The sequence below is a fragment of the Micromonospora endolithica genome (assembly GCF_003626595.1).
GTDB lineage: Bacteria > Actinomycetota > Actinomycetes > Mycobacteriales > Micromonosporaceae > Micromonospora > Micromonospora endolithica.
In genome coordinates, this window is sequence record NZ_RBAK01000003.1 from 216,008 (window position 1) to 239,687 (window position 23,680).

21 protein-coding genes are annotated in these 23,680 nt (G+C 71.2%); 20 read left to right on the top strand and 1 reads right to left on the bottom strand.

Translation table 11 applies throughout. The features are described from left to right. Positions 1 to 47: 47 nt before the first annotated feature. The 19 genes from D7223_RS10220 (at position 48) to D7223_RS10310 (ending at position 21,461) form a co-directional block, all read left to right on the top strand. Entirely contained in the window at positions 48 to 1,301 is a 1,254-nt protein-coding gene (locus D7223_RS10220; protein WP_120727516.1) for an LPXTG cell wall anchor domain-containing protein, read from the top strand. 104 nt (positions 1,302 to 1,405) lie between these two features. Further along, on the top strand, positions 1,406 to 2,116 hold the full coding sequence (locus D7223_RS10225) for a demethylmenaquinone methyltransferase (protein ID WP_120727518.1): 711 nt from the start codon (positions 1,406 to 1,408) through the stop codon (positions 2,114 to 2,116). A gap of 79 nt (positions 2,117 to 2,195) precedes the next feature. Further along, complete coding sequence (locus D7223_RS10230) at positions 2,196 to 2,426, top strand: hypothetical protein (RefSeq protein ID WP_120727520.1); 231 nt, start codon at positions 2,196 to 2,198, stop codon at positions 2,424 to 2,426. A 135-nt stretch (positions 2,427 to 2,561) separates the two neighbouring features. Next, positions 2,562 to 3,836 (top strand): geranylgeranyl reductase family protein, encoded by a 1,275-nt coding sequence (locus D7223_RS10235; protein WP_120727522.1) that lies wholly within the window; start codon positions 2,562 to 2,564, stop codon positions 3,834 to 3,836. Between the two features lie 135 nt (positions 3,837 to 3,971). Continuing rightward, complete coding sequence (locus tag D7223_RS10240; protein WP_120727524.1) at positions 3,972 to 4,337, top strand: NADH-quinone oxidoreductase subunit A; 366 nt, start codon at positions 3,972 to 3,974, stop codon at positions 4,335 to 4,337. 14 nt (positions 4,338 to 4,351) lie between these two features. Further along, positions 4,352 to 5,029, top strand: coding sequence for a NuoB/complex I 20 kDa subunit family protein (locus D7223_RS10245; RefSeq protein WP_120727526.1), 678 nt, complete (start codon positions 4,352 to 4,354; stop codon positions 5,027 to 5,029). After that, positions 5,026 to 5,751, top strand: a complete 726-nt coding sequence (locus D7223_RS10250; RefSeq protein WP_120727528.1) for an NADH-quinone oxidoreductase subunit C — start codon at positions 5,026 to 5,028, stop codon at positions 5,749 to 5,751. The genes D7223_RS10245 and D7223_RS10250 overlap by 4 nt, the downstream gene beginning before the upstream one ends. Continuing rightward, entirely contained in the window at positions 5,748 to 7,073 is a 1,326-nt protein-coding gene (locus D7223_RS10255) for an NADH-quinone oxidoreductase subunit D (protein WP_120727530.1), read from the top strand. The genes D7223_RS10250 and D7223_RS10255 overlap by 4 nt, the downstream gene beginning before the upstream one ends. Continuing rightward, on the top strand, positions 7,070 to 8,221 hold the full coding sequence (gene nuoE / locus D7223_RS10260) for an NADH-quinone oxidoreductase subunit NuoE (protein ID WP_120727531.1): 1,152 nt from the start codon (positions 7,070 to 7,072) through the stop codon (positions 8,219 to 8,221). Before D7223_RS10255 ends, nuoE begins: the two co-directional genes overlap by 4 nt. Further along, positions 8,218 to 9,534 (top strand): NADH-quinone oxidoreductase subunit NuoF, encoded by a 1,317-nt coding sequence (nuoF, locus tag D7223_RS10265; RefSeq protein ID WP_120727533.1) that lies wholly within the window; start codon positions 8,218 to 8,220, stop codon positions 9,532 to 9,534. Before nuoE ends, nuoF begins: the two co-directional genes overlap by 4 nt. Then, complete coding sequence (locus D7223_RS10270; RefSeq protein WP_120727535.1) at positions 9,534 to 12,056, top strand: NADH-quinone oxidoreductase subunit G; 2,523 nt, start codon at positions 9,534 to 9,536, stop codon at positions 12,054 to 12,056. The genes nuoF and D7223_RS10270 overlap by 1 nt, the downstream gene beginning before the upstream one ends. After that, positions 12,053 to 13,399, top strand: a complete 1,347-nt coding sequence (gene nuoH, locus D7223_RS10275; protein ID WP_120727536.1) for an NADH-quinone oxidoreductase subunit NuoH — start codon at positions 12,053 to 12,055, stop codon at positions 13,397 to 13,399. The genes D7223_RS10270 and nuoH overlap by 4 nt, the downstream gene beginning before the upstream one ends. Position 13,400: 1 nt before the next feature. Beyond that, positions 13,401 to 14,042: an NADH-quinone oxidoreductase subunit NuoI gene (gene nuoI / locus D7223_RS10280; protein WP_120727538.1), complete on the top strand. Its 642-nt coding sequence runs from the start codon at positions 13,401 to 13,403 to the stop codon at positions 14,040 to 14,042. Beyond that, positions 14,039 to 14,809, top strand: a complete 771-nt coding sequence (locus D7223_RS10285) for an NADH-quinone oxidoreductase subunit J (protein ID WP_120727540.1) — start codon at positions 14,039 to 14,041, stop codon at positions 14,807 to 14,809. Before nuoI ends, D7223_RS10285 begins: the two co-directional genes overlap by 4 nt. Then, a complete protein-coding gene (gene nuoK / locus D7223_RS10290; protein WP_030486270.1) occupies positions 14,806 to 15,105 on the top strand; it encodes an NADH-quinone oxidoreductase subunit NuoK in 300 nt (99 codons plus the stop codon). Before D7223_RS10285 ends, nuoK begins: the two co-directional genes overlap by 4 nt. A 14-nt stretch (positions 15,106 to 15,119) precedes the next feature. Then, positions 15,120 to 17,075 carry an NADH-quinone oxidoreductase subunit L gene (gene nuoL, locus D7223_RS10295; protein WP_120728156.1) on the top strand — a complete coding sequence of 652 codons (1,956 nt, stop codon included), beginning with the start codon at positions 15,120 to 15,122 and terminating at the stop codon, positions 17,073 to 17,075. Between the two features lie 64 nt (positions 17,076 to 17,139). Beyond that, positions 17,140 to 18,672: an NADH-quinone oxidoreductase subunit M gene (locus D7223_RS10300; RefSeq protein ID WP_120727542.1), complete on the top strand. Its 1,533-nt coding sequence runs from the start codon at positions 17,140 to 17,142 to the stop codon at positions 18,670 to 18,672. Between the two features lie 52 nt (positions 18,673 to 18,724). After that, complete coding sequence (nuoN, locus tag D7223_RS10305) at positions 18,725 to 20,278, top strand: NADH-quinone oxidoreductase subunit NuoN (RefSeq protein ID WP_120727544.1); 1,554 nt, start codon at positions 18,725 to 18,727, stop codon at positions 20,276 to 20,278. 97 nt (positions 20,279 to 20,375) lie between these two features. Further along, positions 20,376 to 21,461, top strand: a complete 1,086-nt coding sequence (locus D7223_RS10310; RefSeq protein ID WP_120727546.1) for a polyprenyl synthetase family protein — start codon at positions 20,376 to 20,378, stop codon at positions 21,459 to 21,461. Positions 21,462 to 21,524: 63 nt separating this feature from the next. Here D7223_RS10310 and D7223_RS10315 read toward each other — a convergent pair whose 3' ends face one another. Continuing rightward, a complete protein-coding gene (locus tag D7223_RS10315) occupies positions 21,525 to 22,700 on the bottom strand; it encodes an MFS transporter (RefSeq protein ID WP_120727548.1) in 1,176 nt (391 codons plus the stop codon). Positions 22,701 to 22,854: 154 nt separating this feature from the next. Between D7223_RS10315 and D7223_RS10320 the strand changes: the two genes are divergently transcribed. Continuing rightward, a complete protein-coding gene (locus tag D7223_RS10320) occupies positions 22,855 to 23,637 on the top strand; it encodes an IclR family transcriptional regulator (protein ID WP_120727550.1) in 783 nt (260 codons plus the stop codon). Positions 23,638 to 23,680: the final 43 nt, after the last annotated feature.

Below are 23,680 nucleotides of genomic sequence, written 5' to 3' on the forward strand. Positions count from 1 at the left end.
TCCACCGAACCCGCGACCATCCACATTTCCCTACCCCCGGGGGATCGATGACCATGCTCCACCGCTCGGTTCCGGCACGTGCTGGCGCCGTTGCGCTACTCACGATCGGCGGCCTGGCCGTCACCGGCGCCCCGGCCCAGGCGGCACCCGCGCCGGACCTCGCCGTCATCCCGATCAGCACCGGCCTGGCCCGCGGCGTCGACGCGGCGAAGGCCAAGCCGTTCAAGTTCACCGTCACCAATTCGGGCGACGCCACCGCCGAGGACGTCGTCTACCGGATCAACACCGTGGGGCTCAACAGCAGGCGGGTCGGCTTCGTGCTGCCCGCCGGCTGCACCGAGCGCGGTGCGCACCTCTACGAGTGCTCGCTCGGCGACCTGCCGGCCGGCACCAGTGCGGACATCGGCATCCCGTTGTTCAGCACCGGCGGGAAGGGCGACGGCGGTGTGCTGACCGTCGGCGTGCTGACCCCGCTGCCGGACGAGGACGCCATCGTCGACGTCCCGGTCGAGGTGACCAAGCGGGGTTACGACCTCACCTCCTGGGCGCAGGACGTGCAGGCCAACGTCGTGGTCGACGGTGCCGTGACCAACGAGCCCGACCTGCGGCCGGTGCGGCGGGGCGAGACCGTCCCGCTGGACTGGGCGGTCTACAACGACGGCAGCCGGCGGGCCACCGGCGTCTTCTACGGCCTCACCCTCCCGGCCGGCGTGACCTTCGCCGAGCTGCCCGACACCTGTGTCCAGCAGGAGATCCTCGGCCGGGCGCAGGCGTTCTGCGAGGACGCCGGCGCCGTGCTCCGGCCCGGCCAGTACTACACCGACGACGTCACCGTCACCGTCGGTGCGGACGTCACGGAGCCGGTGCTGCGGGAGGGCGACCTCTTCGCGTACGGGTTGGACGCCGCGCAGGGCGCGCCGGAGGAGGAGGCGCGGAGCGCCGGCCCCGCCCAGCGCAGGTCCTTCGAGGAGGTGGACCCGGCGGACAACCACACCGTCTTCGAGGCGTTCGTGGACCTGTCGGCGCAGCCGACGCCCACTCCCACCCCTTCCGGGGAACCCACCGCGACGCCGACGGTCGCCCCGACGGGCACCCCGACCGCTGGCCCGACCACCACCCCCGGCGCCGGGGGCGGCGGTGGTGGCGACGACGACCCCAGCCTTCCGGTGACCGGCGTGCAGGCCGGGCTGATCGGTGGGATCGGTGCCGCGGTGCTGCTGGCCGGTGGTGGCCTGCTGCTGTTGTCCCGGCGGCGCAGGGTCGTGCTGGTGAACCCGGGCGACGAGACGTCGAACGACTGACCGTGCGGACGGTGGGGGCGGGGTGGGCGACCACCCCGCCCCCTCGCGTATCCGGGCCACCACCCACTACGCCGCATCCGGGGCGTGGCTGGCAGAGTGGAGGGGTGAGCCGTACCCCGCAGGGCCAGCGCGCCAGCCTGGACAAGCAGCCGCACGAGGTCGCCGCGATGTTCGACGGCGTGGCCGCCCGTTACGACCTGACCAACACCGTGCTGTCCTTCGGCCAGGACCGGGCCTGGCGGCGGTCGACGCGGGCCGCGCTGGCGCTGCGACCGGGCGAGCGGGTCCTGGACGTGGGCGCGGGCACCGGCGTGTCGACCGAGGAACTGGCCCAGTCCGGGGCGTACGCGGTCGGCGCCGATCTGTCCCTCGGCATGCTGTACGCGGGCAAGCGGACCCGACCGGCGGTGCCGTTGCTGGCCGGTGACGCGCTGCGGTTGCCGTTCGCCGACGCCAGCTTCGACGCGGTCACCATCTCCTTCGCGCTGCGCAACGTCAACGACACCGACGCCGCGCTGCGCGAACTGGCCCGGGTGACCCGGCCCGGCGGCCGGCTGGTGGTGTGTGAGTTCAGCACCCCGGTCAACCCGGCCTTCCGCACGGTCTACCTGTCGTACCTCATGCGGTCGTTGCCGGTGGTGGCCCGGACGGTGTCGAGCAACCCGGACGCCTACGTCTATCTCGCCGAGTCGATCCGCGCCTGGCCCGACCAGTCGGCGCTGGCGGCGCGCGTCGCGGCGGCCGGTTGGGGCCGGGTGGCGTGGCGCAACCTGACCGGTGGCGTGGTCGCCCTGCACCGCGCGGTCCGCGACTGATCCTTCGCGGTCAACTCCGCTTCGCCGCAGCTTCGGAAATTAGTGGCTTTAGTCCAATTTGTTCCGTAAGCTGCCCTGCATGACGGGACCAGCGCGGCCGGACCCCTCGGCGCCCACCGACGACGACGCCGCGGAACTCATCGCGCAGCTCAAGGAACTGGCCGGTGCGGACCCGGGTGACGTCCGTCAGGTGGTGGCCGAGGTGCTCGCCGCGCTGGACCGCGCCGCCGGCGGGGCGTTACGCGAACATCTGCCCGAGGCGATCCGGGTCGATGCCGGTCTGGACCCCGCCGAGCCGGTCCGCCGATGACCCTCCGCCGGAGGCCGGCCGGCCTGTTTCCGGCAAGTTAGGTACCCCTCACCGGGCGACGGTGTAACGCCGGTCATAGACTCCTCAGCGTCTGGCTTGTGAAGCATTTCACGAGCGTGCGGGAGGAGGCGCGAGATGACCTCGGTGGAGAACGACGCCGACGTGATCGTGGTGGGCGCCGGTCCCGGTGGGTCGGCGACCGCGTACCACCTGGCTCGGCACGGCGTACGGGTGCTGCTGCTGGAGAAGACCGAGTTCCCCCGGGAGAAGGTCTGCGGCGACGGGTTGACCCCGCGGGCGACCCGGCAGCTGATCCGGATGGGCGTGGACACCTCGACCGAGGCCGGCTGGCTGCGCAACCGCGGCCTGCGGGTCATCGGCGGAGGCGTACGCCTGGAACTGGACTGGCCCGATCTGGCCAGCTACCCCAACTACGGCCTGGTCCGCACCCGGCTCGACTTCGACGACCTGCTCGCCCAGCGGGCGGTCGCCGCCGGCGCGAAGCTGCGCACCAGCGTGAACGTCATCGGTCCCGTGCTCGACGGCGACGACCGGGTGATCGGCGTGACCGCCGAGGTCGGTCCGGACAAGGAGCCGGCGAGCTTCCACGCCCCGCTGGTCGTCGCGGCCGACGGCGTCTCCGGCCGGTTCCCGCTCGCCCTCGGGCTGGCCAAGCGCGAGGACCGGCCGATCGGCGTGGCCGTCCGGCGTTACTACCGCTGCCCGGCCAAGCACGACGACAACTACCTGGAGTCCTGGCTGGAGCTGCGCGGCCGGGACAGCGACGCGCTGCTGCCCGGTTACGGGTGGATCTTCGGCCTCGGTGACGGTCGGGTCAACGTGGGTCTCGGCGTGCTCAACTCATCCTCGGCGTTCGGCAAGACGAACTACCGCCGGCTGCTCACCGACTGGCTGTCCAACACGCCGGCCGAGTGGGGCATGACCGACGAGGCGAACGCGGAGGGGCCGATCCTCGGCGCCGCGCTGCCGATGGGCTTCAACCGGGTGCCGCACTACACCCGCGGCGTGCTGCTGGTCGGCGACTCCGGCGGCATGGTCAACCCGTTCAACGGCGAGGGCATCGCGTACGCGATGGAGTCCGGTGAGCTGGCCGCGGAGGTCGCGGTGCAGGCCCTCGCCCGACCGGCCGGGCCGGAGCGGGAGCGGGCGCTGATGGCGTACCCGACCGAGCTGAAGGCGCGCTTCGGCGGTTACTACCGGCTCGGCGGCATCTTCGTGAAGCTGATCGGCCGTCCCGAGGTGATGCGGATGGCGACCAGGTACGGCATGCCGCACCCGATGCTGATGCGCTTCGTGCTCAAGCTGCTGGCCAACCTGACCGACCCGCGTGACGGTGACGCGATGGACCGGGTCATCAACACGCTGACCAAGGCCGCGCCAGCGGTATAGACGGCCTGCTCGGGGCCGGTGTCGCCCCCGGGCACGCGACAGAGATCGACCCCCGCTGGCGGCCGTCACGAGGGACGTGAATAGTGTGATTTTCGTCAAGCACCAGGGGCAGGGAAGGACGAGCAGGAGAAAACGATGTCGCTCTCGCCTTACGCACCGATCATCGGGCTGTTCGCCCTCGCCACGGCGTTCGCGCTGTTCTCCGTGGCCGCCGCCCGCTTCGCCGGCCCCCGGCGTTACAACAAGGCCAAACTCGAGGCGTACGAGTGCGGCATCGAGCCCAGCCCGCAGCCGGTCGGCGGCGGCCGGTTCCCGGTCAAGTTCTATCTGACGGCGATGCTCTTCATCGTCTTCGACATCGAGATCATCTTCCTCTACCCCTGGGCGGTCTCGTTCGACGCCCTGCCGATCTTCGGCTTCGTGGAGATGGTCCTGTTCATCGTCGCGGTCTTCGTCGCATACGCCTACGTCTGGCGGCGCGGCGGCCTGGACTGGGACTGAGGGAGGAACCTCAGATGGGTATCGAGGAGAAGCTCCCCGCCGGTGTCCTGCTCACCTCGGTGGAGAAGCTGGTCAACTGGTCGCGGAAGTCGTCGGTCTGGGGCGCCACGTTCGGCCTGGCCTGCTGCGCGATCGAGATGATGGCCGCCGGCGGGCCGCACTACGACATGGGCCGCTGGGGCATGGAGGTCTTCCGGGCCTCGCCCCGGCAGGCCGACCTCATGATCGTGGCCGGCCGGGTGAGCCAGAAGATGGCCCCGGTGCTGCGCCAGATCTACGACCAGATGGCCGAGCCCCGCTGGGTGCTCTCGATGGGCGTCTGCGCCAGCAGTGGCGGCATGTTCAACAACTACGCGATCGTCCAGGGCGTGGACCACGTCGTGCCGGTCGACATGTACCTGCCCGGCTGCCCACCCCGGCCGGAGATGCTGATCGACGCGATCCTCAAGCTCCGCGAGAAGATCATGCACGAGCCGCTGGGCCCGAACGGCCGCAAGATGCTCCAGGCCCGCCAGGAACGCGGCGACGTTCCGGTGGTGCCGTACGGCTCGATGCCGTCGTCGTACCGAAGCGACAAGGCCCGGCGCGCCGAGTGGACCAGGGCGGTCCGCGAGGGGCGCGAGGAGCAACTGCGCATCGAGAACTGGATGAAGGCCCAGAACCACCTGCACGCGCACGGGGGTGTGAAGTGACCGCGCCTGACGACCGGGGCGTGCCGGTACCGGTGACGCCGGCCGGCGCCACCAGCGGAGCGCCGGCCGAGTACCCGCCGGCCAGTCCGGCCGGCCGGGGCATGTTCGGCAACCAGGGCACCGGCGACGTCTCCGGCTACGGCGGCCTGGTCCGCCCGCGCCGGACGATCGAGGGCGCGACCCGGCCGTACGGCGGCTGGTTCGACGAGGTGACCGACGCGCTGGAGGAGGCCTACCCGGCGTTCGGCGACGCGATCGAAAAGGTCGTGATCGACCGCGGCGAGCTGACCCTGCACGTACGCCCGGAGCGGATCGCCGAGGTCTGCCAGGCGATGCGGGACGACCTGGCACTGCGCTTCGAGCTGTGCTCCTCGGTGTCCGGGGTGGACTACCTCGGCGCGGACGCCCGCCGGCTGCACGTCGTCTACCAGCTCACCTCGATGACGTACCGGCGTCGGGTCCGGCTGGAGGCCGCGGTCTCCGCCGAGGACCCGCACCTGCCCAGCGTGACCGCCGTCTACCCGACCGCCGACTGGCAGGAGCGGGAGGCGTACGACATGTTCGGCATCGTCTTCGACGGCCACCCCAACCTGACCCGGATCCTCATGCCGGACGACTGGGAGGGCCACCCCCAGCGCAAGGACTACCCGCTCGGCGGCGTACCCGTCGAGTACAAGGGCGCCGAGATCCCGCCGCCGGACCAGCGGAGGTCGTACCAGTGACCACTTCCAACTACGCGACCGAGCGGGACACCACCGAGGGCAAGGTCTTCACCGTCACCGGTGGGGACTGGGACGAGGTGGTGTCCGGCACCGACCCGATCAACGACGAGCGGATCGTCGTCAACATGGGCCCGCAGCACCCCTCCACCCACGGGGTGCTCCGGCTGATCCTGGAGCTGGAGGGCGAGACGGTCCGCGAGGCCCGCTCGGTCGTCGGCTACCTGCACACCGGCATCGAGAAGAACCTGGAATACCGCAACTGGGTGCAGGGCTCGACCTTCGTGACCCGGATGGACTACCTGTCGCCGCTGTTCAACGAGACGGCGTACAGCCTCGCGGTGGAGAAGCTGCTCGGCATCGAGGAGCAGATCACCGAGCGGGCCACCACCATCCGGGTGCTGATGATGGAGCTGAACCGCATCTCCTCGCACCTGGTGTGGCTGGCCACCACCGGCATGGAGCTCGGCGCGATCTCGATCATGCTGTACGGCTTCCGCGAGCGGGAGTACATCCTCGACATCTTCGAGAACATCACCGGCCTGCGGATGAACCACGCGTACGTCCGGCCGGGCGGGGTCGCCCAGGACGTGCCGGACGAGGCGATCGTCAAGATCCGCGAGTTCCTGAAGATGATGCCGAAGAAGCTCAAGGAGTACGAGGACCTCCTCTCCGGCCAGCCGATCTGGACCGAGCGTACGAAGAACGTCGCGGTGCTGGACGTGACCGGCTGCCTGGCGCTCGGCGTCACCGGGCCGGTGCTGCGGTCCGCCGGTCTCGCCTGGGACCTGCGCAAGACCATGCCCTACTGCGGCTACGAGACGTACGAGTTCGACGTGCCGACGCACCCCGACGGTGACGTGTGGGGCCGCTACCTGGTCCGGCTCGCCGAGATGCGCGAGTCGCTCAAGCTGGTCGAGCAGGCGCTGGACCGGCTGCGGCCGGGCCCGGTGATGGTCGCCGACAAGAAGATCGCCTGGCCGGCGCAGCTCGCCATCGGGGTGGACGGCATGGGCAACTCGCTGGAGCACGTCGCCAAGATCATGGGTCAGTCGATGGAGTCGCTGATCCACCACTTCAAGCTCGTCACCGAGGGCTTCCGGGTGCCGCCGGGGCAGGTCTACGTCGGCATCGAGTCGCCGCGCGGGGAGCTGGGCGTGCACGCCGTCTCCGACGGTGGCACCAGGCCGTACCGGGTGCACTACCGGGAGCCGAGCTTCGTCAACCTCCAGGCCCTGCCGGCGATGGCCGAGGGCGGCCTGATCGCCGACGTGATCGCCGGCGGCGCCTCGCTGGACCCCGTCATGGGAGGTTGCGACCGATGAGCACGACGTTCACCGACGAGACCCGGGAGCGGGCGCGGGAGATCATCGCCCGCTACCCGGCGGACCGGTCCCGCTCGGCGCTGCTGCCGCTGCTGCACCTGGTGCAGGCCGAGGAGGGTTACGTCTCCCCGGCCGGCGTCGCGTTCTGCGCCGAGGTGCTCGGCCTGAACAAGGCCCAGGTCGGCGCGGTCGCGACGTTCTACACGATGTACAAGCGCCGGCCCACCGGTGACTGGCTGGTCAGCGTCTGCACCAACACGATGTGCAACGTGCTGGGCGGCCAGCAGGTCTACGACACCCTCGCCGAGCACCTGGGCGTCGGGCACGACGAGACCACCGCCGACGGCACGATCACCCTGGAGCACGCCGAGTGCCTCGCGGCCTGCGACTACGGCCCGGTGATGACGGTCAACTACGACTTCTTCGACAACGTTGACCCGGGCACCGCGGTCGGCGTCGTCGACGAGCTGCGGGCGGGCGGGCGGCCGATGCCGACCCGGGGCGCGCGGCTCTGCACGCTCAAGGAGATGGCCGTCCAGCTCGCCGGGTTCGCCGACGAGCGGGACGGCGCGGTCGCCGACGGGCAGCCGGGGGAGGCGACCCTGCGGGGGCTGCGCCTGGCCGAGCAGCACGGCATCTCGGTGCCGGGCTTCGACCCGAACACGCCGATCCGCAGCAAGGCGGAGGCGGACAAGGCGGCCGCCGAGGCCAAGGCGAAGGCCGAGGCCGCGAAGCCGGCGCCCGCTCCGGTCCAGGCGAAGGGCGGCGACGGCGCGTCCACCCCGACGGGTGCGCCGGGCAACGCCGGTGCCGGCGAGCCGGCACCCGCCGCCGCGGCCACCGGCAGCACCGCGCCGGACGTCAAGGCGCCGGACGACAAGTCACCGGAGATCCGGGCGGCCGAGACGCGGCAGCCGGACGCGCGGACCGCCGTCCCGGACGCCCCGGGCACCAAGATCCCGAACGACACCACCGCCCCGGCGACCCGGGACGCCCAGGAGGCCGAGGCCGCCGGTGCGGCGGCCAACGCCCCCGCCGGTGACGGCAAGCCCGCGGGCGACCAGGCCGCGGCGCAGGAGCGCAACCTCAAGGACGCCGAGGCCGGCACCGGCCCGGCCGTCGCGAGCGAGACGGGGGACCAGAAGTGACCACTCCCCGGCCGGAGACGCTGGCCAAGCTGACGCCGGTGCTGACCAAGCGCTGGCTCTCCCCGGACGCCTGGCGGATCGGCACCTACGAGAAGCTGGACGGGTACGCGGCGCTGCGCAAGGCGCTCAAGGCCCACCCGGACGACCTCATCCAACTGGTCAAGGACTCCGGCCTGCGCGGCCGGGGCGGCGCCGGCTTCCCCACCGGCCTGAAGTGGGGCTTCATCCCGCAGGGCGACGGCAAGCCGCACTACCTCGTGGTGAACGCCGACGAGGGCGAGCCGGGCACCTGCAAGGACCTGCCGCTGATGACCCACGATCCGCACTCGCTGATCGAGGGTGTGATCATCGCGTCGTACGCGATCCGCGCCAACCGGGCTTACATCTACATCCGGGGCGAGGCCGTGCACGCCGCGCGCCGGCTGCGCAACGCGGTGCAGGAGGCGTACGCCAAGGGCTACCTCGGCACGAACATCCTGCGCAGCGGCTTCGACCTGGAGCTGGTGGTGCACTCGGGCGCCGGGGCGTACATCTGCGGTGAGGAGACGGCGCTGCTGGACTCGCTGGAGGGCTTCCGGGGCCAGCCGCGGCTGCGCCCGCCGTTCCCGGCGACCCACGGCCTGTACGCGTGCCCGACGGTGGTCAACAACGTCGGCACGATCGCCAGCGTGCCGTACGTCGTGCTGGGCGGCGCGGACTGGTGGAAGAGCATGGGCACGGAGAAGTCCTCCGGGCCGATGATCTACTCGCTCTCCGGGCGGATCGCCAACCCCGGCCAGTACGAGTGCGGGCTGGGCATCACGCTGCGCGAGCTGATCGAGCTGGCCGGTGGCATGCAGCCGGGGCACAACCTCAAGTTCTGGACGCCGGGTGGCTCCTCGACGCCGCTGCTCACCGCCGAGCACCTCGACGTGCCGCTGGACTTCGAGGGGGTGGCCGCCGCCGGTTCGATCCTCGGCACCACGGCCACGCAGATCTTCTCCGACCAGGACTGCCCGGTCTACGCGACGTACCGGTGGCTGGAGTTCTACCACCACGAGTCGTGCGGCAAGTGCACCCCGTGCCGGGAGGGCAACTACTGGATGGTCCGGGTCTACCGGCGGATCCTGGCCGGCCAGGGCACCCACGAGGACCTGGAGACCCTGCTCGACACCTGCGACAACATCCTCGGCCGCTCGTTCTGCGGCCTGGGTGACGGCGCGACCAGCCCGGTGACCTCGTCGCTGAAGTACTTCAAGCAGGACTACCTCGACTACATCGAGGGCCGTACCGCGCCGAAGCTGTCCGACAAGCAGCTGGTGGGAGCTCACTGATGACGGACGTAGCCAAGCAGACCGAGACGGTCACGCTCACCATCGACGGCGTCGAGGTCACCGCTCCGAAGGGGGCCCTGCTGATCCGGGTCGCCGAGCAGCTGGGCACCGAGATCCCCCGGTTCTGCGACCACCCGCTGCTGGCTCCGGCCGGCGCCTGCCGGCAGTGCCTGGTCGAGGTGGAGGGGCAGCGCAAGCCGGTCGCCTCCTGCACCCAGACGGTCGCCGACGGCATGGTGGTCCGCACCCAGCTCACCTCTCCGGTCGCCAAGAAGGCGCAGGAGGGGGTCATGGAGCTGCTGCTGATGAACCACCCGCTCGACTGCCCGATGTGCGACAAGGGCGGCGAGTGCCCGCTGCAGAACCAGGCGATGTCCACCGGCCGCACCGACTCGCGGTTCCACGAGCACAAGCGGGAGTACCCGAAGCCGCTGCCGATCAGCACCCAGGTGCTGCTCGACCGGGAACGGTGCGTGCTCTGCCAGCGGTGCACCCGGTTCTCCGAGGAGATCGCCGGCGACAAGTTCATCGACCTGATGGGCCGGTCGTCCGCCGAGGAGATCAACATCTACCGGGACGAGGAGTACGGCACCGACGGCGACGCCGGTGACGTGCCCTTCAACTCGTACTTCTCCGGCAACACCGTGCAGATCTGCCCGGTGGGGGCGCTGACCGGTGCCCAGTACCGGTTCCGGGCCCGCCCGTTCGACCTGGTCTCCAGCCCCAGCGTCTGCGAGCACTGCTCGGCCGGATGCGCCCAGCGCACCGACTGGCGGCGCGGCAAGGTGACCCGCCGGCTGGCCGGCGACGACCCGGCGGTCAACGAGGAGTGGAACTGCGACAAGGGGCGGTGGGGCTTCCAGTACGCCCGCGCCTTCGACCGGCTCACCACCCCGCTGGTCCGCGACGAGCGCACCGGCGAGCTGCGCGAGGCGTCCTGGAGCGAGGCGTTCACCGTGGCCGCCGAGGGACTGCGGGCGGCCCGGGACGGCGGCCGGGGCACCGCGGTGCTCACCGGCGGCCGGCTGACCGTCGAGGACGCCTACGCGTACGGGAAGTTCGCCCGGGTGGCCCTCAACACCAACGACATCGACTTCCGGGCCCGACCGGTCTCCCGTGAGGAGTCCGACTTCCTGGCCAGCAGCGTCGCCGGCAACACCGACGTGACGTACACCGACGTGGAGAACGCTCCGGCGGTGGTGCTGGTCGGTCTGGAGCCGGAGGAGGAGTGCCCGATCCTCTTCCTGCGCCTGCGCAAGGCGTACCTGAAGAAGACCCTGACGGTGTACGCGCTGGCGCCGTTCGCCACCCGCGGCCTGGAGAAGCTCGGCGCCAAGCTGGCCCGGGTGGTGCCGGGCGAGGAGGCCAGCGTGCTCGCCGAGCACGCCACGGTGGCCGAGGCGCTGAGCCAGCCGGGCGCGGTCCTGATCGTCGGCGAGCGGCTCGGCAGCGTGCCGGGTGGGCTCTCCGCGGCGGCGGCGGTGGCCCGGCGTACCGGCGCGAAGCTGGCCTGGGTGCCGCGGCGGGCGGGTGACCGCGGCGCGGTCGACGCCGGCTGCCTGCCCAACCTGCTGCCCGGCGGTCGTCCGGTGACCGAGCCGGCCGCCCGGGCCGAACTCGGCGAGGCCTGGGACATCCCGGCGGGGGTGATCCCCAGCCAGGCCGGCCGGGACACCGACGGCATCCTCACGGCGGCGGCGAACGGCCAGTTGGGCGCGCTGGTGGTGGCCGGGGTCGACCCGGCCGACCTGGCCGACCCGCGGCTGGCCGAGGCCGCCCTGGACGCGGTGCCCTTCCTGGTCAGCCTGGAGTTGCGGCACAGCGCGGTGGCCCGCCGGGCGGACGTGGTCTTCCCGGTCGCCCCGGTGGTCGAGAAGGCCGGCAGCTTCCTCGACTGGGAGGGCCGGCTGCGCACCTTCGAGGCGGTGCTGAACACCGCCGCGATGACCGACGGCCGGGTGCTGGACGCGCTGGCCGCGCAGCTCGACGTGCGACTGGGCACCGGCGACGTGTCGAGCATCCGGCGTGAGCTGGGTGCCCTGCCCCGCACCCGGATCGACCGTCCGGCCGCGCCGTCGGTCGAGCCGGCTCCGGTGCCCCACCCGGGTGCCGGCGAGGCGGTACTGGCCACCTGGCACCAGCTGATCGACCTGGGCAGCCTCACCGACGGCGACGAGCACCTGGCCGGAACCGCCCGGCCACCGGTGGTCCGGCTGGGCAAGGGCACCGCGGAGGCGCTCGGCGTCGCCGACGGTGACCCGGTGACGGTGGGTACCGACCGGGGTGCGGTCACCCTCCCGGCGGCGGTCACCGAGATGCCGGACGGCGTCGTGTGGCTGCCGACCAACTCGCCGGGCTCGACCGTCCGGCGCAGCCTCGGCGCCACGTCCGGTGCCGTGGTCCGGGTCTCGGCCGCCGCGGTGGCGGCCGCCGTTCCCCACCAGGCCGACGCGACCGGGTCGGTCGCGGCGGACGCGGCCGGCCGCCCCGGTCCGCTCCTCAACTCCGGGGGTGTCTCATGACCTTCCTCGCGCAGGACCCGACCCTGGCCGACTTCGGCCGGGACCCGTGGTGGCTGGTTCTCGGCAAGGTCGTCTTCGCGTTCGCGTTCGGTCTGGTCGCCACCCTGCTCGGCGTCTGGTTCGAGCGACGTGTCGTCGGCTTCATGCAGGTGCGGCCCGGTCCCAACCAGGTCGGCCCGTTCGGTCTGCTGCAGACCCTCGCCGACGGTTTGAAGATGGCCTTCAAGGAGGACATCCTCCCGAAGGCGGCGGACAAGGTCGTCTACTTCTTCGCACCGGTCATCTCGGTGGTCTGCGCGGTCACCGCGCTGTCGGTGATCCCGTTCGGCCCGATGGTCAGCATCTTCGGCCACCGGACGCCGTTGCAGGTCACCGACGTGCCGGTCGCGGTGTTGCTGGTGCTGGCGTGCTCGTCGATGGCGGTCTACGGCGTGGTGCTGGCCGGTTGGGCCTCCGGCTCGACCTACCCGCTGCTCGGTGGTCTGCGCTCCGGAGCGCAGCTGATCTCCTACGAGATCGCGCTGGGCCTCTCCGTGGTGGCGGTCTTCATGACCGCCGGCACGATGTCGACCAGCGGGATCGTCGCCGAGCAGGGGGCGGGCACCCAGCTCAGTGTGTTCGGCACCGAGATCCCGGCTCCCGGCTGGTACGCGATCCTGCTCTTCCCGAGCTTCGTCATCTTCTTCATCTCGATCGTCGGTGAGACCAACCGGGCGCCGTTCGACCTGCCCGAGGCGGAGTCGGAGCTGGTGGCCGGCTTCATGACCGAGTACAGCTCGTTGAAGTTCGCGCTGATCATGCTCTCCGAGTACGTCGCGATGGTCACCATGTCGGCCTTCACCGTGACGCTGTTCCTCGGCGGCTGGCGGGCGCCGTGGCCGATCACCATCTGGGAGGGCGCCAACTCCGGTTGGTGGCCGCTGCTCTGGTTCTTCGGCAAGGTCGTCGCGCTGGTGTTCGTCTTCGTCTGGCTGAGGGGCACGCTCCCCCGGATGCGCTACGACCAGTTCATGCGCCTCGGCTGGAAGGTGCTGCTCCCGATCAACCTGGTGTGGCTCCTGGTGCTCGGTGGGCTGCGCTCGATCGAGGACTGGGACACCCGGAGCAAGCTGATCGCGGTCGGCATCCCGGCCGGCATCCTGCTGCTCGCCACGCTCTTCTGGCCGAGCCGCCGGCCGGAGCCGAAGCCGACCGTGCAGGAGCAGGTCGACAACCGTCCGCAGGGCAGCTTCCCGCTGCCCCCGATGGACCTGCAGGTACCACCGAGCCCGCGCACCCGGCGCGTGGTCGCCGAGCGGGAGCCGGCCAACATCGCCGCCGCCCCGGACTCTCAGGAGGTGTGACGTGGGCGCGATCACCGGAACGTTCAAGGGATTCGGTGTCACCTTCTCGCACATGTTCAGGAAGGTCGTCACCACCGACTACCCGTTCAAGCCGCCGGTGTCGGCGCCGCGCTACCACGGGCGGCACATCCTCAACCGGCACCCGGACGGGCTGGAGAAGTGCATCGGCTGCGAGCTGTGCGCGTGGGCCTGCCCGGCGGACGCGATCTACGTGGAGGGTGGCGACAACTCCGAGGAGCAGCGTTTCTCCCCGGGGGAGCGGTACGCCAGCATCTACCAGATCAACTACGCCCGGTGCATCTTCTGCGGGCTGTGCATCGAGGCCTGCCCGACCCGCTCGCTGACCATGAGCAACGAGTACGAGCTGGCCCGGGACAACCGACAGGACCTGATCTTCACCAAGGAGCAGCTGCTCGCGCCGCTGCTGCCCGGCATGGAGCAGCCGCCGCACCCGATGCGCCTGGGTGACAGCGAGAAGGACTACTACGTCGGTTCGCTGACCAACCCGGGCACGTCGGCCGGCGCGGAGCGGTCCCCGATGGGCCCCGGCCACTACCAGGTCGAGGAGCATCCCGGGGTGACCTTCCCCGGTGCCGAGCAGCAGGCCCAGCGGGCCGCCGCCGCCAAGGGAGACGACGCATGACCACGTCCACGTTGCTCGCCGCGGCGGGCGAGGTGTCCGGCGGTGAGGAGGTCACCTTCTGGATCCTCGCCCCGCTGGCGCTGCTCGGCGCGATCGGGATGATCGCCGCCCGCAACGCCGTGCACTCGGCCCTCTGGCTGGTGCTGACCATGCTCTGCCTGGGCGTGTTCTACGTGCTCCAGGCCGGGCCGTTCATCGGCATGGTGCAGATCATCGTCTACACCGGCGCCATCATGATGCTGTTCCTGTTCGTGCTGATGCTGGTCGGCCGGGACGCCTCCGACTCGCTGATCGAGACCCTGCGGGGCCAGCGGGTCGCGGCGATCGTGCTGGGACTCGGCTTCGCCGGCCTGGTCGGCGGCGGTCTGTGGCGCGGCCTGCAGGGCAGCGCGGCGGTCGGCCTGGAGCAGGCCAACGCCGAGGGCAACGTGCAGGGCATCGCGCGGTTGCTCTTCACCAAGTACGTGCTCGCCTTCGAGCTGACCTCGGCCCTGCTCATCACCGCCGCGGTCGGCGCGATGGTGCTGGCGCACATCGAGCGGCGCAAGGAGGACCGGATGGACCAGATCGCCACCATGAAGGCGCGGTTCGCCCCCGGCAACTACCCCGGCCCGAAGCCCGGCCCGGGCGTTTTCGCCACCTCGTCCTCGGTGGCCACGCCGGCCCGCCTGCCCGACGGCCGGCTGACCGACCGCGGCACCTCGGACATCCTGCCGGTGCGGGAGCTGACCGCGCAGGAGACCTCCCTGAAGGGGACGGACAAGTGACACCCGACTACTACCTGGTGTTGGCCGCCGTGCTGTTCACCATCGGCGCGGCCGGCGTGCTCGTCCGGCGCAACGCGATCGTGCTGTTCATGTGCGTCGAGCTGATGCTCAACGCCGCCAACCTGACGCTGGTCACCTTCAGCCGGATCAACGGTGACCTCAACGGTCAGATCATGGCGTTCTTCGTGATGGTGGTGGCCGCGGCCGAGGTCGTGGTCGGTCTCGCCATCATCATGTCGATCTTCCGGACCCGGCGCTCTGCCAGCGTCGACGACGCCAACCTGCTGAAGTACTAGAGGGGCCTGCGGTGGTGCACATTCTTGCGAACGCCCCGGCCGAGCCGACCGGGACCGTCACGTACGCGACGGCGGACGGGCTCCTGGGCGGCGTCTGGTTGCTGGTGGCGATCCCGCTGCTCAGCGCGGCGGTCCTGCTCCTGCTCGGCCGGCGCGCCGACCGCTGGGGGCACTGGCTCGGGGTGGCGGCCATCGGCGCCGCGTTCGTGCTCGGCCTGACCTACTTCCTCCAGCTGCGCGGGCTGGAGAACAAGTCCGTCGAGCTGAGCCTCTGGGACTTCATCACCGTCGGCGACCTGCGGGTGGACTTCGGTCTGCTCTTCGACCCGCTCGCCGGGGTCTTCGTTCTGCTGATCACCGGGGTGGGTTTCCTCATCCACCTGTACGCGGTGGAGTACATGGCGCACGACGCCGGGCGGCGGCGGTTCTTCGCGTACTTCAACCTGTTCGTCGCCGCGATGCTGTTGCTGGTGCTCGGCAACAACTACGTGATGCTCTACTTCGGCTGGGAGGGCGTCGGTCTGGCGTCGTACCTGCTGATCTCCTTCTGGTCCGACCGGCCGAGCGCCGCGACGGCCGGCAAGAAGGCGTTCCTGATGAACCGGGTCGGCGACGCCGGCCTGGCGATCGGCATCTTCATCATGTTCGCCACCCTGGGCACCACCCAGTACGACGAGGTCTTCACCGGCGTCGGCGGGCTGACCGCGACCACGGTGCTGGTGCTCGGCCTGCTGCTGCTGCTCGGCGCGGCCGGCAAGTCCGGCCAGTTCCCGCTCCAGGCCTGGCTGCCGGACGCGATGGAGGGCCCGACCCCCGTGTCGGCGCTCATCCACGCGGCCACCATGGTCACCGCCGGCGTCTACCTGATCGCCCGCTCCAACCCGATCTTCTCGGCGAACACCACGCTCCAGCTCGTGGTGGTGAGCGTCGGCGCGCTGACCCTGCTGATCGGCTGCGTCATCGGCGCCGCCAAGGACGACATCAAGCGGGTGCTGGCCTGGTCGACCGTCAGCCAGATCGGCTACATGTTCCTCGGTGTCGGCCTGGGCGGCGCGGCGTACGCGCTGGCGATCGTGCACCTGCTGGCGCACGGGTTCTTCAAGGCCAACATGTTCCTCGGCGCCGGCTCGGTCATGCACGGCATGAAGGACCAGGTGGACATCCGCCGCTTCGGCGGGCTGTCGAAGTACATGAAGATCACCTGGATCACCTTCATGATGGGCTGGCTCGCCATCATCGGCATGTTCCCGTTCTCCGGCTTCTTCTCCAAGGAGCCGATCATCGTGGCCGCCTTCGAGCGGGAGGACTGGACCGCCTGGCTCTTCGGCGGTGCCGCGCTGCTCGGCGCGGGGCTGACCGCCTTCTACATGACCCGGTTGTTCGTCCTCACCTTCCACGGCCCGAAGCGGTGGACCGAGGACATCGAGCACCCGCACGAGTCGCCCGCGCTGATGACCATCCCGCTGGTCCTGCTGGCGATCGGCTCGGTCGGCGCCGGCTTCCTGCTGTCCACCTCAGTGCCCGACTGGCTGGAGGCGACCGCCGGCCTGGGCGCGCAGGAGGAGCCGCACGAGGCGGTCCTCTCGCACGCCGTGATCACCGCGCTCTCGCTGCTGATCACCGTGGCCGGTGCCGGTCTGGCGTGGTTCCTGTTCCGCGCCGGTACGGCCACCGCGCCGCAGCCGGCGGGGATCCTGGTCACCGCGGCCCGACGCAACCTCTACACCGACGCCGTCAACGAGGCGATCTTCGAGAAGCCCGGCATCTTCCTCACCCGGGCGCTGGTCTACCTCGACAACCGGGGCGTGGACGGGCTGGTCAACGGGCTGGCGGCCGGTGTCGGCGGTGGGTCCGGCCGGCTCCGGCGGTTGCAGACCGGTTTCGTCCGGTCGTACGCCACCTCGATCCTGGCCGGCGCACTGCTGGTGGTGGCGGCCTTCCTGGCCGTCGAGGCGGGGTGGCTCGCGTGATCGAGGTCTTCCAGGCGGCCGTCGTCGGCGGACCGCGCATCCACGACGGAGGTAAGGCCGCATAATGTCCGACTTTCCGTTCCTCTCGGTGCTCACCGTGGCGCCGCTGGTCGGTGCCCTGGTGGTGGTCTTCCTGCCGCGCAGCCGCCCCGAGCTGGCCAAGCAGGTGGCGCTCGGCTGGTCGGTGCTGGTGCTGGCGCTGTCGGCGGTCATGTGGGTGACCTGGCAGACCGGCGGTGACCGGTTCCAGTTCCGCGAGTCCTACCCGTGGATCCCGAACTGGGGCGTCAACTTCACCTTCGCCGCCGACGGCATCGCGCTGGTCATGTTGATGCTGATCGCGGTGCTGGTGCCGCTGGTCATCCTGGCCAGCTGGCACGACGCCGACGCCTCGAAGCGGTCGGTGCCGGTCTACTTCGCGCTGCTGCTGGTCCTCGAGTGCACGATGATCGGCGTCTTCGCCGCCGCCGACGTCTTCCTGTTCTACGTGTTCTTCGAGGTCATGCTCGTGCCGATGTACTTCCTCATCGGCAGCTACGGCGGCCACCAGCGGCAGTACGCGGCGGTGAAGTTCTTCCTCTACTCGCTGGTCGGCGGCCTGTTCATGCTCGCCGCCGTGATCGGCCTGTGGGTGGTCGGTGGGAAGACCTTCGACTGGCAGGCGCTGTCGCAGGTGGACATCACCACCGGCACCGAGCGCTGGCTGTTCCTCGGCTTCTTCCTCGCCTTCGCGATCAAGGCGCCGTTCTTCCCGTTCCACACCTGGCTGCCGGACGCCGGTGGCGCGGCTCCGGCCGGCGCGGCCGCGCTGCTGGTCGGGGTCCTGGACAAGGTCGGCACGTTCGGCATCCTGCGCTACTGCCTGCCGCTGTTCCCGGACGCGGCGAAGTGGTTCGCGCCGTGGGCGCTGGCGTTGGGCGTGATCGGCATCATCTACGCCGCGTTGCTGGCGGTCGGTCAGAACGACCTCAAGCGGCTGGTGTCGTACACCTCGATCGCGCACTTCGGGTTCATCGGCGTCGGGATCTTCGCCTTCACCACCCAGGCGGGCACCGGCGCGGTGCTCTACATGGTCAACCACGGTCTCGCCACCGGCCTGCTCTTCCTGGTGGTGGGCATGCTGATCGCGCGGCGTGGCTCCGCCCTGATCAGCGACTTCGGTGGCGCGGGCAAGCTGGTGCCGGTCCTGGCCGGGGTGCTCTTCTTCGCCGGCCTGGCCTCGCTGGCACTGCCCGGCACGGCACCGTTCGTCTCCGAGTTCCTGGTGCTGATCGGCACGTTCACGGTGAACAAGCCGGTCGCGGTGATCGCCACGCTCGGCATCGTCCTGGCCGCCGCGTACGTGCTGTGGATGGTGCAGCGGACCACGCAGGGCACGCTCAACCCGGCGTTGACGGAGGTCGAGGGGATGCGCCGGGACCTCAACCTGCGCGAGAAGGTCGTGGTCGCCCCGCTGATCGCGCTGATCGTGCTGCTCGGCTTCTACCCGAAGCCAGTCATCGACGTGATCAACCCGGCCGTGCAGGCGACCATGCAGGACATCGACCGGACTGATCCGGCCCCGTCGGTCGGCAACGTGCAGGAGGCCAGCCGGTGAGCGCGAGGAGTGAGCTTACGAGCCCCGCAGGCGCGAACGAAAGGCCGGCACAGTGAACGAGCTGCAACTCCCCTCGATCGACTACGGGGCGCTCGCCCCGACGTTGATCATGTTGGGCGCCGCGTTGCTGGGCGTCCTGGTCGAGGCGTTCGTGCCCCGGCGGCACCGGCACCTCGTCCAGCTCTCGCTGGCCCTGCTGGCGGTGCTGGCCGCGCTGACCTTCGTGGTGCTGGGCGCCGACGACCGGCTGATCACCATCGGCGGGGCGATCGCGGTCGACGGGCCGACCCTCTTCCTCCAGGGCGCGATCCTGGTGCTCGCCGCGATGGCGCTGCTGCTGATCGGTGATCGCACGGTGGAGCGGGGCGGCTACTTCGTGGCCCAGGCCGCGGTCACCGCCGAATCAGCCGAGGACCGCCGGCAGGCCGAGGCGCAGAACGGGACGACCGAGGTCTACCCGCTGACCACCTTCGCGATCGGCGGCATGCTGATCTTCGTGGCGGCGAACGACCTGCTGACCATGTTCATCGCGCTGGAGGTCTTCTCGCTCCCGCTCTACCTGCTCTGCGCGCTGGCCCGTCGCCGCCGCCTGCTGAGCCAGGAGGCGGCGATGAAGTACTTCCTGCTCGGCGCGTACGCCTCGGCGTTCTTCCTGTTCGGGGTGGCGCTGATCTACGGCTTCACCGCCGGCACTCCCGGCCGCCCGGCCGGCGTGGACTTCGCCACCGTGAACGCCGCCGTCGCCGAGTCCCCGGCCAGCCCGGTGCTGCTCTTCGGGGGCATGGCGCTGCTCTCCATCGGCCTGCTGTTCAAGGCCGCCGCCGCGCCGTTCCACGTGTGGACGCCGGACGTCTACCAGGGCGCGCCGACGCCGGTCACCGGCTTCATGGCCGCCTGCACCAAGGTCGCCGCCTTCGGTGCCCTGCTGCGGGTCTTCCACGTGGCCTTCGACGGGGCCCGCTGGGACTTCACCCCGGTGCTCGGCGTGGTCGCGGTGCTGACCATGCTGATCGGCGCGGTCCTCGCGGTCACCCAGACCGACATCAAGCGGCTGCTCGCCTACTCGTCGATCGCCAACGCCGGTTATCTGCTGGTCGGCGTCCTCGCGCCGAACTCCGAGGGCATCTCGGGCACGATGTTCTACCTGGTCGCGTACGGCTTCTCGGTGCTCGCCGCGTTCGCCGTGGTGACGCTGGTCCGGGACGCCGACGGGGAGGCCACCCACCTGTCCCGCTGGGCCGGGCTGGGTCGCCGGTCGCCGTTCTACGCGGGTGTGTTCACCTTCATCCTGCTCGCGTTCGCCGGAATCCCGCTGACCAGCGGCTTCATGAGCAAGGTCGCGGTGTTCGGTCCGGCGCTCGACGGCGGGCAGGCGTGGCTGGTGATCGCCGGCGTGCTGACCAGCATGGTGCTCGCCTTCCCGTACCTGCGGGTCGTGGTGCTGATGTGGCTCTCCGAGCCGGGCGAGTCCACCCCGACGGTCACCGTGCCGGGCGGGCTGACCTCGGCGGCCCTGATGATCGGCGTGATCGCCACCCTGGTCCTCGGTGTCGTCCCGGGCCCGCTGCTGGACCTGACCACCGGTGCCGCCGAATTCGTCCGATGACCGACGCTCCTCCGTCGCGGGGGCCGGTACGCCACGGCGTGCCGGCCCCCGCGCCGTTTCCCCCGCCCGGGGGAAGGGCTGGTCGAACGGGTGTGGCATGGTTGAGGACGTGGTGAATCCGGCTGGCGAGCGTTCAGGTGCCACCGGCTCCGGCGGTCGCCGGAACCGGTTGGGCACGAGTCAGTTCGGCGCGCTCGGCCTGCACCTCGCCGACCCGCGCGTCGAGGCGTCCGTGCTGGGTCTGCTGACCTCCGTGGAGGACGAACTGCGGGCCAGCGTCTTCAGTGCCGACCCGTTCGTCACCGAGGCGGCCCGGCACCTGTTGGAGGCCGGCGGGAAGCGGTTCCGCCCGTTGCTGGTGGCGCTGGGCGCCCATTTCGGCGATCCGGCCGGCCGGCTGGTCGTACCGGCGGCCGTGGTGATGGAACTCACCCACCTGGCCACCCTCTACCACGACGACGTGATGGACGAGGCCGCCGTGCGGCGCGGCGCACCCAGTGCCAACTCCCGGTGGACCAACTCGGTCGCCATCCTGGTCGGCGACTACCTGTTCGCCCGTGCCGCCGACATCGCGGCAGACCTGGGCACCGAGGCCGTACGCCTGCAGGCCCGCACCTTCGCCCGCCTGGTGCACGGTCAGATCGCCGAGACCGTCGGCCCCCGCCCGGGTGAGGACCCGGTGGCGCACTACCTGAACGTGATCGCGGAGAAGACCGGCTCGTTGATCGCCACCTCGCTCCGCTTCGGCGGCATGTTCGGTGGGGCCGCGCCGGGGCACACCGAGGCGCTCGCCGGCTACGGCGAGACGATCGGCGTGGCGTTCCAGCTCTCCGACGACCTGCTCGACATCGCCTCGGAGTCGATGCAGTCCGGCAAGACGCCCGGCACCGACCTGCGGGAGGGCGTGCCCACCCTTCCGGTGCTCTACGCGCTCGCCTCCGACGACGCCGACGCGTCGTCGGTGCGCCTGCGGGAGATCCTGGCCACCGGCCCGATCACCGACGACGACCTGCACACCGAGGCGCTCGGCCTGCTGCGGGAGAGCCCGGCGTTGAAGCGGGCCCGGGAGACCGTCCGCAGCTACGCCGAGGACGCCCGCGCCCAGCTCGTTCCCCTCCCCGACGTGCCGGCCCGCCGTGCCCTCGAATCCCTCTGCGACTACATCGCCGACCGCACCAGCTGACCTCCCAGGGTCGATCCCCGGATCGACCGCCGCACCAGGGTCGGCGCCGGGTGGCCGGGGCGGTCAGCGGGTTCGGAGGAGGTGGGCGGCGGTGAGCATCAGGGCCGCCGCGGCGAGCATGGAGACGGCGGCGCTCGCCCACATCGCCGGGTAGCCGGCGTGGCCGGCGATCGTGCCCAGGGTCAGTGGACCGAGGCAACCGCCCGCGTACACCCCGGTCTGGGTGATCGAGGTGGCGGCGGCCGGTGCCTGCGGGTGCAGCCGGACCACCGCGAACGTCATCAGGCCGGGCCAGGCCCAACCCAGCCCGAAGCCGAGCACGACGCCCGCCACCAGCGGTACCGGCCCGGCCACCGCGAGCAGTCCGAGACCGGCCGCGCCGACCACCAGCATGCCGGCGATGACCGCGACGTGTCCGGTGGCCCGCCGGTCGGCGAGCCACCCCCCGCCGACCCGGGCCGCGACGCAGACCGCGCTGCCCAGGGTGAGGGTCAGTCCGGCGAGCCCGGGTGCCAGACCCCGGTCGACCGCGGCGTCGACCACGAAGGTCCCGAGGGCGTTCGCGGCGGCGGCGGCCAGCGACGCGGCCACCCCGACGACCACCAGGGCCGCCGTGGCGCGGCCACCGCGGGTGGCGGCGGCCGGGCGGTCGAGCCCGGTTTCCCGCGGCGGTACGGCGAACAGCGTCGACGCGGCCGCCCCGGCGGCCGCCACGAAGGCCCAGCGCCAGCCGACGGTCAGCGCGATGGTGGGCACCGCGAGGCCGGCCAGGAGCGTCGACACCGGGATCGCCGCCTGCTTCACCCCGAACGACAACCCCTGCCGCCGTGCGGGCACGTGCCGGGCCAGGGCGGCGTTGCTGGCGAGCTGGCCGAGGGCGTTGGCGGCACCGGCGAGCGCCAGCAGCGCGACCAGCACCGCGTACGACCGGGCCAGCGTCGCCACCGCGAGCATCGCCGCGGTGGAGAGCAGGATGCCGGTGCGGGCCATCACGGCGGGTCCGTACCGCTCGGTCAGCGCCCCGGAGGGCACCGAGGCCAGGGCGCTCACCCCGAAGTAGACCGCCACCAGCAGGCCCAGGCCGGCGGGGGAGAAGCCGAGGTCCGCGCCCATCTGCACGGCCAGGCCGCCGACCAGGAAGACCGGGAGTACGCAGGCGATGGTCACGGCGACCGCGCCGGCGACCGAACGCACGGGGCGGACGGTGCCGGTGCCGGACCGGAGGGCGGTGTCGGTCATGGTCCGGTAAACCTACGTGAGAACTTCTCCGGCGACCCTGGGTGGCCGTCGCAGCACAACCCGTGGACGACGATCTGGCATCCTCCACCCGAAGAGGCATTTCGCGTCGGGCATGTATTTCATATGGTGTAAGTCCCCGGTGGCGGAGGTGGTTGTGCGCGACCCCCTGGCGGAACCCTCGGATCTGATCCGCAGCGTGTCCCGTGCGCTAAGAGTGCTCGAGTCGGTCGGTCGCGCCCCGAAGGGGCTGACCGTCAAGCAGATCGCGCGGCGGTGCGAGCTGACCGTGGCCACCACCTACCACCTCGTCCGCACCCTGGCCTACGAGGGTTACGTGATCCGTCGGGAGGACGGCACCTACATCGTGGGTCTGGAGGTGGCGGACCGCTACCGCGAACTGGTCACCGCGTTCCGTGGGCCGCCCGCGGTGGGTGAGTGCCTGCGGCGGGCGGCGGTGGACACCGGTTACAGCCACTTCCTGGGCCGGTTCGTCGGCGGGCAGGTGGCGATAACGGCGGTCGCCGAGGGGCACCGGTCGCCGTACCTGGAGGATCTGGTCCCCGGCTTCGACGAGGGCGCGCACGCGACCGCGTTGGGCAAGGCGCTGCTCGCCACCCTCACCACCGATCAGCGCGCCCGCTACCTGCGCGAGTACGGGATGCGACCGTTCACCTCCGCCACCCTGACCGCCGCCGAGGCGTTCGAGACCGACCTGGCCGCCGGCGACCGGCGCGGAATGCAGTTGGAGCTGGGCCAGTTCCGGCAGGGCGTCGCCTGCGCCGCCGTCCTGGTCAGCCCGGACAAGGACATGGAACGCCGGGTGGTGCTGGCGTGCGCGCTCCCGGCCGGCGAGATGATGACCTCCGCCCGGGTGGTCCGGGCGAAGTTGCTCACCGCCGCCCGGACGATCGCCGACAGCATCGCCGCCGACAACTAGCTCCACCCACGGACACGGAGAGGCCCCTCTCCCCGGCCGGGAG